The sequence below is a fragment of the Streptomyces sp. CA-106110 genome, from assembly GCF_050936285.1.
In the GTDB taxonomy this organism is placed as follows: Bacteria; Actinomycetota; Actinomycetes; order Streptomycetales; family Streptomycetaceae; genus Streptomyces.
The window spans coordinates 843,726-858,710 of sequence record NZ_JBNJNB010000002.1 but is presented as its reverse complement, the minus strand read 5'-3'; the positions used below and the strand labels follow the sequence as shown (position 1 = coordinate 858,710).

At 67.3% G+C, this 14,985-nt stretch carries 15 protein-coding genes and 1 pseudogene; 13 read left to right on the top strand and 3 right to left on the bottom strand.

From position 1 onward, the window contains the following. Window positions 1-83 precede the first annotated feature (83 nt). Window positions 84-1,232: an acyl-CoA dehydrogenase family protein gene (locus tag ACQEXA_RS61545; RefSeq protein ID WP_433135339.1), complete on the bottom strand. Its 1,149-nt coding sequence runs from the start codon at window positions 1,230-1,232 to the stop codon at window positions 84-86. Between the two features lie 890 nt (window positions 1,233-2,122). Between ACQEXA_RS61545 and ACQEXA_RS61540 the strand changes: the two genes are divergently transcribed. From ACQEXA_RS61540 to ACQEXA_RS61530, 3 genes are all read left to right on the top strand, one after another. Then, window positions 2,123-2,710 carry a hypothetical protein gene (locus tag ACQEXA_RS61540; RefSeq protein ID WP_433135338.1) on the top strand — a complete coding sequence of 196 codons (588 nt, stop codon included), beginning with the start codon at window positions 2,123-2,125 and terminating at the stop codon, window positions 2,708-2,710. 301 nt (window positions 2,711-3,011) lie between these two features. Continuing rightward, a complete protein-coding gene (locus ACQEXA_RS61535; RefSeq protein WP_433135336.1) occupies window positions 3,012-4,232 on the top strand; it encodes an RNA-guided endonuclease InsQ/TnpB family protein in 1,221 nt (406 codons plus the stop codon). 284 nt (window positions 4,233-4,516) lie between these two features. Then, the gene (locus ACQEXA_RS61530; protein WP_433135540.1) at window positions 4,517-5,185 is read left to right on the top strand and encodes an IS6 family transposase; all 669 of its coding nucleotides are present in this window, start codon (window positions 4,517-4,519) and stop codon (window positions 5,183-5,185) included. 206 nt (window positions 5,186-5,391) lie between these two features. On the opposite strand, the gene ACQEXA_RS61525 is transcribed toward ACQEXA_RS61530, so the two are convergent. After that, window positions 5,392-5,904, bottom strand: a complete 513-nt coding sequence (locus ACQEXA_RS61525; protein WP_433135335.1) for a MarR family winged helix-turn-helix transcriptional regulator — start codon at window positions 5,902-5,904, stop codon at window positions 5,392-5,394. A gap of 80 nt (window positions 5,905-5,984) precedes the next feature. Between ACQEXA_RS61525 and ACQEXA_RS61520 the strand changes: the two genes are divergently transcribed. From ACQEXA_RS61520 to ACQEXA_RS61480, 9 genes and pseudogenes are all read left to right on the top strand, one after another. Further along, window positions 5,985-6,197, top strand: a complete 213-nt coding sequence (locus ACQEXA_RS61520; RefSeq protein WP_433135334.1) for a hypothetical protein — start codon at window positions 5,985-5,987, stop codon at window positions 6,195-6,197. Beyond that, window positions 6,191-7,072, top strand: coding sequence for an LLM class flavin-dependent oxidoreductase (locus ACQEXA_RS61515; protein ID WP_433135333.1), 882 nt, complete (start codon window positions 6,191-6,193; stop codon window positions 7,070-7,072). The genes ACQEXA_RS61520 and ACQEXA_RS61515 overlap by 7 nt, the downstream gene beginning before the upstream one ends. Before the next feature lie 35 nt (window positions 7,073-7,107). Then, window positions 7,108-8,295 (top strand): CE1758 family FMN-dependent luciferase-like monooxygenase, encoded by a 1,188-nt coding sequence (locus ACQEXA_RS61510; RefSeq protein ID WP_432942142.1) that lies wholly within the window; start codon window positions 7,108-7,110, stop codon window positions 8,293-8,295. A 3-nt stretch (window positions 8,296-8,298) separates the two neighbouring features. Then, complete coding sequence (locus ACQEXA_RS61505; RefSeq protein ID WP_432942139.1) at window positions 8,299-9,012, top strand: CE1759 family FMN reductase; 714 nt, start codon at window positions 8,299-8,301, stop codon at window positions 9,010-9,012. Window positions 9,013-9,201: 189 nt separating this feature from the next. Beyond that, window positions 9,202-9,543: a hypothetical protein gene (locus ACQEXA_RS61500; protein WP_432942136.1), complete on the top strand. Its 342-nt coding sequence runs from the start codon at window positions 9,202-9,204 to the stop codon at window positions 9,541-9,543. Between the two features lie 141 nt (window positions 9,544-9,684). Beyond that, window positions 9,685-9,942, top strand: a pseudogene (locus tag ACQEXA_RS61495) (SsgA family sporulation/cell division regulator); the annotation flags it as partial. After that, the gene (locus ACQEXA_RS61490; RefSeq protein WP_433135332.1) at window positions 9,902-10,114 is read left to right on the top strand and encodes an SsgA family sporulation/cell division regulator; all 213 of its coding nucleotides are present in this window, start codon (window positions 9,902-9,904) and stop codon (window positions 10,112-10,114) included. The pseudogene ACQEXA_RS61495 and the gene ACQEXA_RS61490, both read left to right, overlap by 41 nt. A 139-nt stretch (window positions 10,115-10,253) precedes the next feature. Continuing rightward, on the top strand, window positions 10,254-11,543 hold the full coding sequence (locus ACQEXA_RS61485; RefSeq protein ID WP_432942130.1) for a glycosyltransferase: 1,290 nt from the start codon (window positions 10,254-10,256) through the stop codon (window positions 11,541-11,543). Window positions 11,544-11,705: 162 nt separating this feature from the next. Beyond that, a complete protein-coding gene (locus tag ACQEXA_RS61480; RefSeq protein WP_433135331.1) occupies window positions 11,706-13,127 on the top strand; it encodes a transposase in 1,422 nt (473 codons plus the stop codon). Window positions 13,128-13,216: 89 nt separating this feature from the next. On the opposite strand, the gene ACQEXA_RS61475 is transcribed toward ACQEXA_RS61480, so the two are convergent. Next, window positions 13,217-13,543: a PH domain-containing protein gene (locus ACQEXA_RS61475; protein ID WP_432920489.1), complete on the bottom strand. Its 327-nt coding sequence runs from the start codon at window positions 13,541-13,543 to the stop codon at window positions 13,217-13,219. 88 nt (window positions 13,544-13,631) lie between these two features. On the opposite strand from ACQEXA_RS61475, the gene ACQEXA_RS61470 reads away from it, so the two are divergent. Next, complete coding sequence (locus ACQEXA_RS61470) at window positions 13,632-14,798, top strand: IS630 family transposase (RefSeq protein ID WP_433135330.1); 1,167 nt, start codon at window positions 13,632-13,634, stop codon at window positions 14,796-14,798. The last annotated feature ends 187 nt before the right edge of the window (window positions 14,799-14,985 follow it).

Here is a 14,985-nt window from a genome sequence, read left to right as displayed (position 1 = left end):
TGCTTAGGGGTGGAGGATCCTGTCGGATCACGGTCTTGCGGTGGAACCTGAACTCGAAGGCGCCGTCCGCGCCACTCGACTCCTCATTGCCCGTCCGCGCGCAGCAGTGCCCGGCCGATGATGAGTTTCTGGATTTCGCTGGTCCCCTCGTAGATCGGTAGCACCCGCACATCGCGGGAGAGCCGCTCCACGGGCGTCGCCCGCATGTAACCCAACCCGCCATGGATCTGCACTGCGCGATCGGCTGCCCGCACGGCGGCTTCGGTGCAGAACAATTTTGCGGTGGATGGACCGATCTTGATGTCCGTGGCGGACTGGTACCGACGGGCGGCGGCGAGCACCAGTTCGCGGCCCGCGTCGAGTTCGGTCTTGGTCTCGGCGAGCATCGCCTGTACCAGTTGGAACTCTCCGATCACGTGACCGCCCTGCCTGTTGTTCTTCGCATGCGCGACGGACTCTTCGAGCAGTCGCTGTGTCATTCCGACACTCAGAGCGGCCACGTTCAGGCGGCCCATTGCGAGGCTCCGCATCGCCGTCGTGAAGCCGACCCCTTCGGCGTCCCCGACAAGCGCGCTGCGCGGAACCTTCACCTCGTCGAAGTAGACCGCGCTCGACAAGGACCCAGCCTGCCCCGTTTTCCCATCCCTCGGACCGACGGAGAGACCGGCAGTGCCCGCCTCGACGAGGAAGCAAGAGATTCCGTCTGCGGGCCTGGCACCGGTTCCCGTCCGCGCGAAGACCACGAAAACGTCGGCGACCGGAGCGTTGGTGATGAAGCGCTTGGCACCGCTGATCACGAAGCCGCCGTCATCGCTGCGCACAGCGCGGGTCTTCATGCCCGAGGGGTCCGACCCGGCCTCCGGTTCGGACAGCGCGAACGACGCGATGGCGCCCTTGGCCAACCGGGGGAGCCAGGTGCGTTTCTGGTCCTCGGTCCCAGCATTGACCAGAACCTTGCCGGCCAGACCGACGTTGGTGGCGAACATCGACCGGAACGCCATCGTGGTGTACCCGAATTCGATCGCCAAGCGCACGTCTTCGACGGTGTTCAGGCCCAGTCCACCATATTCCTCAGGAAGGGCGTAGCCGAACAGACCCATCCCGAGAGCCTTGTCGCGTATGTCGGTGGGAACTTCGTCCTTCTCCTCGATCTCGGCCTCACGCGGCACGACATCCTGCCGGATGAGGCGGCGGACGGAATCGATCAGGGTCTCGAATCTTGCGGTGTCCATGCCGTCCTCTGCGGTAGGTATCGGGCCTTGGCCAGCCCAGCGGACATCGGCGGGGGGTCGGTGGCGAGTGCCCCGCCCTTCCGGCCGCTACGACCAGATCCGAAAGCACGGTCTTGTTTATGTCGACGATGCCCCCGGGAATCGGGCATTGTGCACCTTGGCCTGCATCGATCCGAAGCAGCGGTGCCATTGTGCGGATATGGTCGTGCCTTACGAACGGGCGTAATCCCGCACGGACCTTCCTATGTCGCTGAACGACATCTGTCCCTGCGTCATGGGGGTTTCAATGGATCTCGACGGAAACATTTCCGGTGAGTACGAGAGCGAGGTGATATTTCAGAAGCTAGGGCACACGCGGCGATCCGTCCAACACCCAATTGATCCATGATTGATATCTGCTTCTGACATAATTACGGAAGACCGGTGCGAACGTACTCCGGGTCCAGGGCTTCGGTGAAGTCGGGTGGCGTCCAGTTCGTGGCGATGTGCCAGCTGGCGGAGCCCTGGGAGCGTGACAGGCACGGGCTTCTAAGATCATGGAGTTCTCGACGTCCCGTGACCTTGCCCTTGTCGAAAACCCATCCAGCTCGGTCGGAGCCGATGTGCGGGGTGTATGGGATCTCGACGGCGGTTGCTCAGAGCCGACGCCCTCGCGCGCTGTCGGCCGCCGCGGCGTGATGATCGACCGTGTTGCTGCGACTCGCCTACCTGACCGTGTCGAACGCGTTCGCCCTGCTGCGCCTGCTGCCAATGAGCGATCCAGAGAAGGATGCAGAAATCCTGGCCCTGCGTCACCAACTCACGGTGCTGGAGCGTCAACTCGGTAAGGGCAGGGTGCGGTTCACCCCAAGCGACCGGGCCCTTCTGGCAGCCCTGCTCCCCGCCTCCCGATGGACGTGTTGCGCGGGCTGCGCCTGCTGGTGCGTCCGGACACGCTGTTGCGTTGGCATCGCGACCTGATCGGGCGCCGCCACGCGGCTGTCTCCCGGCCCATGCGTCCGGGCAGATCGCGGACCGTCCACTTCGTCCGGGCCCTGGTGCTGCGCCTGGCACGGGAAAGTCCCACGTGGGGCTGCCGGAGGGTGCACGGCGAACTGCTCGTTCTGAGCGTGAAGGTCGCCGCCTGCACGGTCTGGGAAATCTTGCGGGAGGCCGGGATCGACCGGCGCCCTCAGGGCTGTCTCCGTTCCAGCCCCAAGCCCGTCACCGTGCTCGGCGCCCTCGTCGGCGTGGCGGCGCTCATGCTGATAGCCACCGCGGGTCCGGCGAGCGCCGCCAAAGCCGAGTACCAACCGTTGCCAGAAGAAGCCCACGGTGGTGCTGGTACACGGCGCGTTCGCGGACTCCTCCAGCTGGAACAGGGTGGACCTGCACCGGCGGCGTTCGGTCCTGGTGCGCATGTCGCAGGACGGGCAGCAGTTGGGCAGGATGGTCTGTTTCAACAACGATCCGGCCCGGCTGAAGAGGGAGATCGCTAAGGCGGCCCCGAGGCCAAGGTGGTCCTGGAGGCCACGCTCGGCTGGTACTGGGCCGCCGACGCGCTGGCCGAGGCAGGGGTCGAGGTCCACCTGGCGCACCCGCTGGGGGTAAAGGCGTTCACCGGGTTCCTCCGAGGATGCCCCGGCCTTCAGGCGGGGGAGGAATCGGTCTCCTGCGGAGCAGGACAGGAAATAGGGGTTTCGCCTCCAGGGCGAAGGACCGTCCACCCGCGACGAGGTGAGCGAGCCCGTGGTGATCAAGAGGTCTCAAGTGTCAGTCCTCCCGGGTAGGTTCGGATGCATGACGACAGACGCGAGCACGGAGGGGGCGGGGCATGCCCGGTACTCCTTCCGTGTGCGCCTGTCGGCTACCGCGCGGCGCGCACTTGAAGCGGAGTGGGAGCGCTGCCGGTGGCTCTGGAATGAATGCGTGGCCAAGTCCAAGCAGGTCCACCAGCGAGCCAAGGGGTCCGGCGAGAAGCTGACGTGTGGTCCGGCGCAGTTGGACAGGATGCTGACCGAGGCGCGTCGGGTGATGCCGTGGCTGGCCGAGGGTGCCTCGGTGCCGCAGCAGCAGGTGATTGGGGACTTCGCCAAGTCGCGGGCGAAGGCGTTGAAGGACGTCAAGGACGGGCTTGCGCAGCACCGCCGGGCGGGGATGCCCCGCTTCAAGCGGAAGCGGGAGGCCAGGCCGAGCCTGAACTACACGAAGCGGGGTTTCCGTCTGAAGGACGGTCGTCTGCACCTTGCGGGCCAGATCGTGCTGAGCGTGGTGTGGTCGCGGGCTCTTCCGGTCGACCCGTCGAGTGTGCGCGTGTACCAGGACACGCTCGGGCACTGGTATGTGTCCTTCGTCGCCCCCGCGCAGAGCGAACCGCTTGCCCTCACGGGGCGGGTGCTCGGGGTGGACTGGGGTGTGAAGGAGACCGCTACCGCCACGGATGGCGCCTACGATCTCCCGCATGCCGAGCACGGCAAGCGGGCCGCGCAGGGGCTCGCCCGCTACCAGCGGATGATGGCCCGGCGCCGGCGTCCGAAGGGCCGGCCCGCATCCAAGGGCTACCGGAAGGCGCAGGCACAGGCCGCGAAGCTGCACAAGAAGGTCGCGCGGCAGCGGGAGGACACCGGCCGCAAGTGGGCCAAGTCCGTGATGCGTGATCATGACGGGGTGGCGGTGGAGGACTTCCGCCCGAAGTTCCTCGCGAAAACCACGATGGCCCGCAAGGCGGCCGATGCCGCCATCGCCGCCACCAAACGCGCTCTGGTCGAGATGGGGCGCAAGCACGCACGGGACGTCCGCCTCGTGCACCCGGCGCACACCACGATGGACTGCGCGCAGTGCGGAGCGAGAACCAAGCACGCACTACCTCTCTCGATGAGAACCTATGCCTGCACCGTGTGCGGAGCCGTCTCGCCCAGGGACAAGAACTCCGCCCGCGTGATGCTGGTCCGGGCAGGTTGGAACCCGGACGGTGTCGAGGGCGTAAGACCTCCTGGTCCGCTGGACCAAGAGGCGGCCTGAGCCGTGAATCCCCGCTCAGCCCTGGAGGGTGGAGAATCCCCTCCCTTCAGGGAGGGGAGCCTTCAACTACCGACCGTGAAGAATGACGAACGGGATGCGGCCGACTTGGCCGACCTGTTGCGGCTGGGCCGGCTGTCGGAGGCATGGCTGGCCCCGCCTGAGACCCGCGGGCGCTGGCACGTTGGCTGAGCGGGTGGGATGATCTTCTGGTTGATCATGGTGGAGGGGCAACCGTGGGGACCAAGTCGCCGTCGTACAAGGGGCACCGCTACCCGGTGGAGGTCATGTCCCACTGCGTGTGGCTGTACTTCCGCTTCCCGCTCAGCTTCCGCGAGGTCGAAGAGCTCATGCTCCAGCGTCGTGGGACCGTCTCCCATGAGACCGTGCGCCGCTGGTGTACCAAGTTCGGGCAGACCTACGCACACGCGCTGCGCCGCTGCCGACCCCGGCCTGGCGACACGTGGCATCTGGACGAGGTCTTCATCAAGATCAACGGAGAGCAGAAGTACCTGTGGCGGGCCGTCGACCAGGACGGCAACGTCCTGGACATCCTCGTACATAATCGCCGGGACACGACCGCGGCCGGGCGTTTCTTGCGCATGCTGCTGAGGAAGACCCGTAGGGTGCCGCGGGTGGTCGTCACCGACAAGCTCCGCTTCTACGGCGCGGCCCACCGCGAGGTCATGCCCTCCGTCGAGCACCGCGCCCACAAGGGTTTGAACGACCGGGCGGAGAACAGCCACCAGCCCACCAGGCAGCGTGAACGTGTGATGAAGGGCTTCCGCAGCGTCGGCGCGGCCCAGCGGTTCTTGTCCGCGTTCAGCGGTATCTCACCCCACTTCCGGCCCCGCCGCCACCGGATGACCGCACACCACTACCGAGCCGAGATGACCGTCCGCTTCGAGATCTGGGAGCAGATCACCGGCATCACCGGTCTGTCCACCGCGGTCTGAGCACAGTCCTCGAACCCGGCTCCACCACACCCCGACAACACCGTCAGACACCACCACACCCAACAGCGTGACAATGCCGCTGCAGCTGCAGGCGGCCGGGGTGCAACGGGGCCTTTGGATCAGCCAGCGACGATCGCGCGCAAGAGGGGAGGCGACGCACTCGCCCCCTGTGGTCGGGATGCCGGCGCTCTTCGGGATACGCGATGTCATGAGCACCTCCGTTCGGAGTCGGCCTCCTGGCCCAGGTCGGCGAGGTGGGTGCGCACGGCGGTGAGGATGCTTTCGAGCTCTTCGAACTGGTGCTCGGTCAGCGCGTCGGCGAAGTAGTACTTGACAGCTCGCAAGTGCGGTGCCGAGGCCAGGCGAAAGGACCGCAGCCCTTCGTCGGTGATCGTGACGACCGCGCCTCGGCTGTCGGTCGGGCACTTCTCGCGGCGCACGAGTCCGCGGCGCTCCATGCGGCCAAGGTGGTGCGAGAGCCGGCTGTGCTGCCAGCCGATGGCGTCGGCGAGCTCGGACGAGCGTAAACGGTGTCCCGCAGCCTCACTGAGCGCGAGCATCACCAGATAGTCGCCCGTGGAGAGGCCGACCTGCTGGAGTTGCGCCGTCAGTCGCCGGCTCAGTTCCTCCATCGCGTCCATGAGGGAGCGCCACACCGTCAGTTGCCTTGCCGTCAGGCGTCGCGTGGCGGGCCCGACGCTCGGTGTTCTTCTGTCCATGGTCCCCATACCTACCCTCATTGCTTGACGTGTCAAGTATATTGTTTATGCTTGACACGTCAATTACTTGGAGGTGCGCTGTGGAAACGTACGAGACGCACCCGATCGTCATCGGGATCGACAGCTTCGGAGACATCACGTCGGATGACGAGGGACGTCCGCTCGACCAGCCCGAGAACACCCGCGCGCTCGTCGACGAGGGCGTCCTGGCCGAGGCCTTGGGGCTGGACTTCTTCGGGCTGGGGGAGCGCCACGTCGAAGAGATGCCGCTGTGGCTCCGGATCTGGTGCTGACCGCGGTCGCAGCCCGAACCTCACAGATCCGGCTGGGCTCGGCGGTGACGGTGCTGAGCTCAGACGACCCGGTTCGCGTGTTCCAGCGATACGCGACGCTCGATGCGCTCTCGAACGGGCGCGCGGAAGTGATCCTCGGCCGCGGGTCGAGCAAGGAATCGTTCCCGTTGCTCGGCTTCGACCTCGCCGACTACGACCGGCTGTTCGAGGAGAAGCTCGAACTGTTCGCCGCGCTGCGCTCAGAGTGGCCGGTCATCTGGTCGGGTACGACACGGGCGGCGCTGTCCGGGCTCCAGGTGTTCCCGCATACCGCCCCCGGGGCGCTGCCGACACGGATCGGTGTCGGCACCAGCCCCGAGTCGATCGTCCGGACGGCGAAGTACGGCTTCAACCTCATGCTCGCGATCATCGGCGGCAACCCGGCCCGGTTCACCCGGCATGCCGAGCTCTTCCGACAGTCCGCGGCACAGTTCGGTCACGGCGCGGGGCCGATAGGCATTCACTCGCCCGGACACGTCGCGGCGATCGACGACCAGGCGGCCCAGCAGTACTGGCCGTTCTACAAGACCTTCATGCTGCAGGCGCGTTACGAGCGTGGCTTCCCGCCCATCACCCGGCAGTTCTATGAGCACGAACTCACATACGGATCCCTCTATGTGGGCGCGCCCGAGACCGTAGCCCGCAAGATCATCAAAACCATACGCGTGCTGGGTGCAACCCGGTTGGACCTCAAGTATGGCTTGGGCCCGATGCCGCGCTCGCACCTCATGGAAAGCATCCGGCTCTTCGGCGCCGAAGTTGCCCCACGCGTCCGGGAGGCGCTCGCCTCCGGGCCTCAACAGGTTCAGGGCTCGCTCGCGGGCGTGGACTCCTGAATCACCCACTGCACCGTTCAGAAAGGCGGACCACCATGGAATTCGGGATCTTCGGAGTCGGCGATGTCACCCGCGACCCGATCACCGGCCACACTCCCAGCGAGGGGGAGCGCATCGACTCGGTCGTGCGCACCGCCAAGCGCGCGGAGGAGGTCGGTCTGGACGTCTTCGCCATCGGCGAGCATCACAACCCGCCGTTCATCCCTTCCTCACCGACCACGCTGCTGGGGCACATTGCGGCCATGACCGAGCGGATCACGCTCAGCACGTCGGTCACCCTCATCACGACCAACGACCCGGTGCGCATCGCCGAGGAGTACGCGATGCTCCAACACCTTGCCAAGGGCCGGGTCGATCTGGTGATCGGGCGCGGCAATACCGTCCCGGTCTACCCGTGGTTCGGCCAGGACATCCGCCACGGCCTGCAGTTGGCGCTGGAGAACTACAACCTGCTGCACCGGCTCTGGCGGGAGGATGTCGTCGACTGGGAAGGCAACTACCGTTCCGCGCTGCAGGGGTTCACCTCGACCCCGCGACCGCTCGACGACGTCCCGCCGTTCGTCTGGCACGGCTCGATCCGCACCCCCGAGATCGCCGAGCAGGCCGCTTACTACGGCAACGGCTTCTTCGCCAACAACATCCTCGCCCCCTACGGGCATTTCGAACGACTCGTCGACTTCTACCGGCAGCGCTACGCCCACTATGGGCACGGAACTCCGGAGCAGGCGATCGTCGGGCTGGGCGGCCAGGTTCACATCGCCAAGAAGTCGCAGGACGCGGTCAAGGCGTTCCGCCCCTACTTCACCGGCTTTCCCATGTTCAGCGGTCAGTCGCTCGAGGAGTACATGAAGTCCACCCCGCTCTCGGTCGGTAGCCCGCAGGAAGTCATCGACAAGACCATGACCTTCCGGGAGCGCTTTGGCGACTACCAGCGCCAGCTGTGGAACGTTGACGGTATGGGCCTTCCCATCGACGCCGCCCTCGAGCAGATCGAGCTCCTTGGCACCGAGGTCGTGCCCGTGCTCCGTAAGGAGATGGCCGCGCTTTGCGCGCCCGGCGTCCCTGAGGCCCCCACCCACGCGAGCCTGGTCAAGGCGAAGTACGGCGATGCGCAGCCCCGCCAGCCGCGCCCGAACCCCAACCGCGGCGACAACGTCGCCGGCACCTCGCCCTACCAGGACAGCGACCCCGCCATCACCGCCCGCATCCCGCAGGTCGGCTGAGCCATGACCGACATACACAGCACGCTCTCCCTCGTGGTCGTCAGCGCGGGGATCAGCGACCCCTCGTCGACCCGCCTGCTTGCCGACCGCATCGCGCACAAGACCGTCAACTCGCTGCAGAAACAGGGCCGGACCGTCGCGACCAACGTCATCGAACTCGGCCCGCTCGCCGTCGACATCGCGCAAGCGATCGTCTCTGGGCACCCCAGCGAGCGCCTCCAGGCGCAGATCAAGGGGCTCGCCGCCGCGGACGGCGCGATCGCCGCCACCCCGGTCTACACCGCCGGCGTGAGCGGCCTGTTCAAGTCGTTCTGCGACGTCCTCGACACCGACCTGATCCTCGCGAGACCAGTCTTGCTGGCCGCGACGGGTGGCAGCTCCCGGCACGCACTGGTCATCGAGGACCAGCTTCGCCCGACGCTGTCGTACCTGCGTGCACTCACCGTGCCCACGTCCGTCTACGCCGCGCCCGAGGACTGGAGCGCGCCGGCGCTGGGAGAGCGCATCGACCGCGCAACAACGGAGCTCGCGGCTTTGATGACCAGCGGAGTCGGCAACGCGATCGCCGACCGGGCCTGGGCCGGCTACCAGCACCGCTTCGGCGGGAACGCCACGCGCGCCGAGCAGACCGCCGCCGACATCGACTTCGACTCACCGCTCATGAGACTCGCCGCCGGCGGCGACCCGATCCGGAAGGACCACACGTCCGGCACCTGACCCCAAGAACGGCAAAACGGAGCCGGTGAACCCGACGCAACGTTGAGCTTGTCGCCGGAAGAAACGGTGCAGCGCCAGCTGCGTCGGGCTGCATCAGTATGTGCGAGTGCGTCGTCGCACGTCATCAGGGCGCAATGATGTGCTGCGCTGGCCCCAGTGTCATGGCTGGCCCGCCGTCCGATCCTTCGTGTGCGGGCTTCGGCGGTGATCGACCCCTCCCGCACCAGAACCGCTCGACCGGGCCGGCTCACCCATGGTCCCGGACCGAACGGCGAGGACCGTGACAGCCATGCCGCGGTCGGGTACGGCTACGGGCGGAGCGCGAGACGCCAGCTGAGGGATACCGCTGGCTGGCCCACGGGCACCAACCGCCACGCTCACTACAGCGACTGGCCCAGCAACAGCGACTACCGCTGGAACGGGCACCGCCAGTACGTCCACTACCGCGGCCAATGGATCGGTGTGACTTCGCTACGCAAGGTCGATGTCGGCCACTGGTACGTCGACCAACTCGCCGTGGCTCGGAGCTGACGCTGCTGCCTGGATGACGGCGCCGCTGACGCCGTGAGGTGGCCCGCTCACCTCAGTCGTATCCGGGCCGGGCGGACCGGGCAAATTCAGAAACGTTCATGCAGGAACCGCGTGTGCATTCTCCTTGGGAGTTGAAGACTTATGAAGCCGTCGAGAACCGTGACGTACGAGCTGCCGGTACGGCTCGTCGTGTCACATGACCTGTTGGTGCCCCTGCACATGGAAGTGCGGTACAAGCCCGACGATCCCTATGCCGTCAGTGCCGCCTTCTACCCCGTTGACCAAGGCAGGACAGTGGAGTGGGTCTTCAGCCGTGACATGCTGGCCCAAGCCCTGAGCAGGCACGTCGGCCAAGGCGATGTCCGGATGTGGCCAACCGGCGGCGCAGAGCGCAGAGTGCAGAGTGCTGCTGATAGCCCTGCGCCCTCCGATGGGGTCGGCCTTGCTCGAAGTCCCCGCCCACGAGGTAGAAGTCTTCCTTCGAAACGCCTACTCCGAGGTGTCGCCCGGGTCGGAGTCCAAGCAACTCGACCTGGACACCGAACTGGCGCTTGTCCTGTCGGACCGCTGAACGCCCACCGCATCGCGGCTGATAAATTACTTGCCGCGGCAACTACTGCGCGGCTGCCGTTCCTCGCTGCGTTGATCGCGGGCGGGCCGCTCGACGGCCAGCGCCTGCGGTCGACGCTCGTCACCCCCGGATTGAGCCCATGGCAAAGATCATTGTCACGTCGACCCCCTTCCACGGCCATGTCACGCCCCTGGCGGCGATCGCGGCCGACCTGACGGCACGCGGGCACGAGGTGCTCTTCTACACCGGCGCCCGGTTCGAAGAGCAGGTCCGCAGGACCGGGTCCCGCTTCGTGCCGTATCCCGACGAGGTCGACGCAGCCGACCTCGATGCTGCCTTCCCCCAGCGCGCGAAACTCGCCCCCTTCGACCGCATGGTCTTCGACATCAAGCACGTCCTCACCGACCCGGTGCCGGTGTACGACAAGCGCCTTGCGGAACTGCTCGCCGAGTTCCCCGCCACCGTGGTGATCAGCGAGCCGATGTCCTACGGCACGCTGCCACTGGCCCTGCGCGCCCCACGGGGCCAGCGCCCGCTCCTGGTGCACATCGGGATAGCCCCGCCCACCTGCGAGAGTGTGGACACCGCGCCCTTCGGCTCCGGGCTACTCCCGCCCACCACCGACGAGGAACGCGCCCGCTACGCCGAGATGCGCGCCGAGACGCGGGTGATGTTCGCCGATGCGCAGCAGTACATGGACGGTGTCTTCGCCTCCGTTGGGGTGCCCCTCCCGGACTTTCTCTTCAACGTCTTTACCACCGTCCCCGACCAGGTGCTCCAGCTGACCGTCCCGGCCTTCGAGTACCCCCGCAGCGACGCACCCGAGGGGCTCCGCTTCATCGGCCCCCTCCCAGCCGACCCTGAAGCCGATTTCGAACTCCCCGACTGGTGGGCCGACCTGTCCTCCGGGCGGCCGGTTGTGGTCGTGACCCAGGGAACGCTGGACAACGGCGACCTCTCGCAGCTCGTCGTGCCCACGCTGCGTGCCCTGGCGGACGCGGACGTCACCGTCGTCGCCGCCACCGCGCGCCCCGACGGCCCCGCCGCGGTTCGAGCGGAGCTGGACGGCGCCGTCCCCGGCAATGCCCGCCTCGCCGGATTCGTACCCTTCGAGCAGCTGCTGCCGCTTGCCGATGTTCTGGTCACTAACGCCGGCTACGGCGGCGTCCAGACCGCGCTACGCCACGGCGTCCCGCTCGTCGTCGGCGGTGAGACCGAGGACAAGCCCGAGGTCGCCGCACGCGTCGAGTGGTCCGGCACCGGCATCAACCTGCGCACCGCCCGCCCGCAGCCGGCGGCGGTCCGCGTCGCCGTCGACCAGCTGCTGAACGAACCGCGGTACCGGAAACGCACAGCGGAGATCCGGCGCCAGTTCGAGGAGTACCGCCCCTTCGACATCATCGCCGACATCGTCGAGCAGGCCCGATAGGAGACGGCTCCGCCCGTGCAGCAGCGTCTCTGATTGGCTTAGCTTGCGATTTTAGGACGTGAAGATCGTTTAGGTTTGGATTCTGCTGTTCGCCGGACATGGGAACGGCCTTCGGGTGATGTTGGGTTCTCGCCAGAGATCCAGCTGCACCAGAAGGCCGTGATGGACAGTCTGCAAGACACCCCTGCCCGCGTCGAGGCGTTGTCCGAGTTATCCAGGTTCCGTGCGGGTCTCCATGCCTGCTTCACCCGCCGCGGGGATGCCCTGTTCGAGTTGGCGGACGCGATGCTCTGCGCGCAGGGCCCGGTGCGATCACCGGTTGAGCTGTCCTTGGAGCCGGAGTTCCGCCGACGACACGGCTCTGTCTACGACGCCCTGGCCCATGGCCAGATAAGCAGTAGCCGCTTGCGGTACCTGCTGATCGGCCTGTCGGCCCCGGCCAGGGAGGGCGAGCCGCTGATGTTCGCGATCGACACCACTCCGCACGCGCGCCCCGACGCCGAGTACGCCGACGAGCGGACGATGGTGCAGGTCCGCGGCAAGGGCGGGGACCGCTGGCTGCCCGGCTGGCCCTACAGCCTGCTCGTCGGCATCCAGTGGGGGTCCTCCTCCTGGGTCGACCCCATCGAGGCACGCCGACTGCGGCCCGGCGAGGAGCACACCGACGTCACGATCGACCAGATCACCGGGCTGCTCAAAGACCTGACCGCGACCGGGAAGTGGCAGCCCGGCGACCCGCCGCCGCTGGTCCTGCTCGACGCCGGCAACTACGCCACCGACCTCACCCACGCCCTGGCCGGCCATGACGTGCAACTGCTGGTCCGGCTACGTGCCACCCGGGTCTTCTACCTCGACCCCCCGCCCCGGCGACCGGGCCAGATGGGCGCGCCGCTGCGCCACGGCGCGGAGTTCTCCTGTTCCGACCCCGCCAAACGACACGCCCCCGACTTCGAACGCACCGTGGAGTCCGAGCTGTACGGCACCGTGACCGTCCGCGCCTGGAGCGGACTGCACCAAAAACTCGGCAGCACCGGCCGCTGGGCCAACTGGCCGCGGGACAAGCAGTTGCCGATCGTGCGCGGCACGGTCCTGCAAGTGGTCGTCGACCACCTGCCCGACGGCCGCAAGCCACCCAAGGACCTGTGGCTGTGGCACGCCGGCCCCGTTCCGGCCGACCCGGACCTGCTCTGGAAGGCCTACCTGCGGCGCTTCGACCAGGAGCACTTCCACCGCTTCGCCAAGTCCTATCTCGGCCTGGCCAGCGCGCACCTGAGCTCGGCGGCAGCCACCGACCGGTGGGTGTCCCTGGCCATGGGCGCCTACGCCCAACTACGCCTCGCCCGCCACCTCGTGGACGACCTGCGCCGCCCCTGGCACCCAAGACCGGACCCGGGTAAGCCCCTCAGCCCCTACAAGGTCCGCCTCGGCTTCCGCCGACTCCGCGCACGCATCGGCACACCCGCCGACTCGCCGAAACCCACCCGCCCCGGCCCAGGCCGCCCGAAAGGCTCGAAGAACCGCCCGAAATCCAAGCGACCGCCCTACCGCAAGAGCGAACCGACCACCGGTAAACACACAGAGTGACGACAAAAGCTAAAATCGCAAGCTTAGTGGTCCGTGCCGGAAGTCCTTCGGGGGTTGACGCGGGAGCCGACGTTGTGTGTATCGCCTGGTCAGGTGCCGAGTGCGGCGAGGTGGAGGTGGCAGGCGCAGTCGAGGGCGTCTTGGGGGGTGCCGGCGAAGCCGCCGGTGGGCAGGAGGGAGTCCTCGTAGCGGTCGCTGCTGGCGTAGTAGAGGGCGAAGCCCCACCTGCTGGCGGTTCCGCCGTAGCGCAGGCGCATCAGCGTGACCCGTTCGCCGTCCGCCAGTTCCGCCTCCACGTAGGCAAAGGCTCCGCGGTGACGGACGTGCAGCCGCCTGATCTGCGGCCAGGTGGTGCGGGCATGCTCGCCAAGGCGCTGCTCGAGTGAGAGCCGGGTGGACTCCGAGGGTGTGGGCATGGCAGCCATCCTGCCCGAGGGGCCGCAGGGCGGGGCACGGCAGGATACGGGCTGTCGTGATCCACTTCTCCCGATCGGCCGTCGTTGCATGCCCGTTGCCCCGGCCCGCCCGATAACCCTGACCGCCGCCGAGCGAAAGCGGCTGAAGAAGATGGCCTACGGCCACAAGACCGAGTACCGGCTGCGGATGCGCACGCACATCGTCCTGCACGCGGCACGCGGACGCTCCAACGCGCGTATCGCCCGAGAGACGGGCCTGCACCTGGACACGGTGCGCCTCTGGCGGAGCCGGTTCGCCGAACACGGCCTGCCTGGGCTGTCCGACCGTGAACGCAGCGGCCGTCCGCCGGTGTTCACCGCGCTGCAAGTCGCCGAGGTCAAGGCCCTGGCCTGCCATCTGCCCGCCGAGACCGCCACGCCGTTATCGCGCTGGTCATGTCCGGAACTGGCCCGCGAGGTGGTCGCCCGGGCCATCGCCGGATCGGTCTCCGCCTCCACCGTGCGGCGCTGGCTCAAGGACGACGTGCTCAAGCCCTGGCAGCACAGGTCGTGGATCTTCATCCGCGACCCGGACTTCCGCACCAAGGCCAGCCGCATCATGGACCTGTACGCCCGCGCCTGGGACGGCGTTTCACTGCGCGAGGACGAGTACGTGATCTCTGCGGACGAGAAGACCTCCATCCAGGCCCGCTGCCGCTGCCACCCCACCCTGGCCCCCGGCCAGGCCCGGGCGATGCGCGTCAACCACACCTACGAACGCGGCGGCGCCTTGGCCTACCTGGCCGCCTACGACGTTCACCGGGCGAAGGTGTTCGGCCGCTGCGAACCCACCACCGGCATCAACCCGTTCATGAATCTGGTCACCCAGGTCATGAGCCAAGAGCCGTACGCCAGCGCCGAACGCGTCTTCTGGATCGTCGACAACGGCTCCTCCCACCGCGGACAGAAGGCCATCGACCGTCTGACCCGCGCCTTCCCCAACGCTGTCATGGTCCATACCCCAGTCCACGCCTCCTGGGCGAACCAGGTGGAGATCTTCTTCTCGATCGTCCAGCGCAAGGTCGTCTCGCCCAACGACTTCACGGACCTCAATCAGGTCCGGGATCGGCTCCGATCTTTCGAAGACCGCTACAACGCCACGGCACAGCCGTTCCAGTGGAAGTTCACCACCTCCGACCTGGACAATCTGCTGGCCAGACTCGACCGGCATACCGCCGATCACCAGGAAGAATCCTCCGTCGCCAAGGCAGCGTGATCAACCCCCGAAGGACTTACGAACTCGACCACTTAGCGAGCCTGAGCGTTGCTCAGCCTTGGGAGCCAATCGCCTTCGTGCCCTGGTACTGAACGACAGGAGCCGCCAGCCCGCGTGGCACGTCCCTGCGGACGCTGGTCGACCGGACCGCAAGACCCGACCGAGGAGGGTGCGGGCGTCGCCTGGG

Bases quoted from the DNA above. Each gene is read 5' to 3' on its own strand.
- ACQEXA_RS61490 (WP_433135332.1), top strand. From the start codon at position 9,902: ATGTCCGGATGTGGCCAACCGGCGGCGCAGAGCGCAGAGTGCAGAGTG.
- ACQEXA_RS61525 (WP_433135335.1), bottom strand. From the start codon at position 5,904: ATGGACAGAAGAACACCGAGCGTCGGGCCCGCCACGCGACGCCTGACG.
- ACQEXA_RS61480 (WP_433135331.1), top strand. From the start codon at position 11,706: ATGGACAGTCTGCAAGACACCCCTGCCCGCGTCGAGGCGTTGTCCGAG.
- ACQEXA_RS61505 (WP_432942139.1), top strand. From the start codon at position 8,299: ATGACCGACATACACAGCACGCTCTCCCTCGTGGTCGTCAGCGCGGGG.
- ACQEXA_RS61485 (WP_432942130.1), top strand. From the start codon at position 10,254: ATGGCAAAGATCATTGTCACGTCGACCCCCTTCCACGGCCATGTCACG.
- ACQEXA_RS61475 (WP_432920489.1), bottom strand. From the start codon at position 13,543: ATGCCCACACCCTCGGAGTCCACCCGGCTCTCACTCGAGCAGCGCCTT.
- ACQEXA_RS61530 (WP_433135540.1), top strand. From the start codon at position 4,517: ATGTCCCACTGCGTGTGGCTGTACTTCCGCTTCCCGCTCAGCTTCCGC.
- ACQEXA_RS61540 (WP_433135338.1), top strand. From the start codon at position 2,123: ATGGACGTGTTGCGCGGGCTGCGCCTGCTGGTGCGTCCGGACACGCTG.
- ACQEXA_RS61470 (WP_433135330.1), top strand. From the start codon at position 13,632: ATGCCCGTTGCCCCGGCCCGCCCGATAACCCTGACCGCCGCCGAGCGA.
- ACQEXA_RS61535 (WP_433135336.1), top strand. From the start codon at position 3,012: ATGACGACAGACGCGAGCACGGAGGGGGCGGGGCATGCCCGGTACTCC.
- ACQEXA_RS61510 (WP_432942142.1), top strand. From the start codon at position 7,108: ATGGAATTCGGGATCTTCGGAGTCGGCGATGTCACCCGCGACCCGATC.
- ACQEXA_RS61545 (WP_433135339.1), bottom strand. From the start codon at position 1,232: ATGGACACCGCAAGATTCGAGACCCTGATCGATTCCGTCCGCCGCCTC.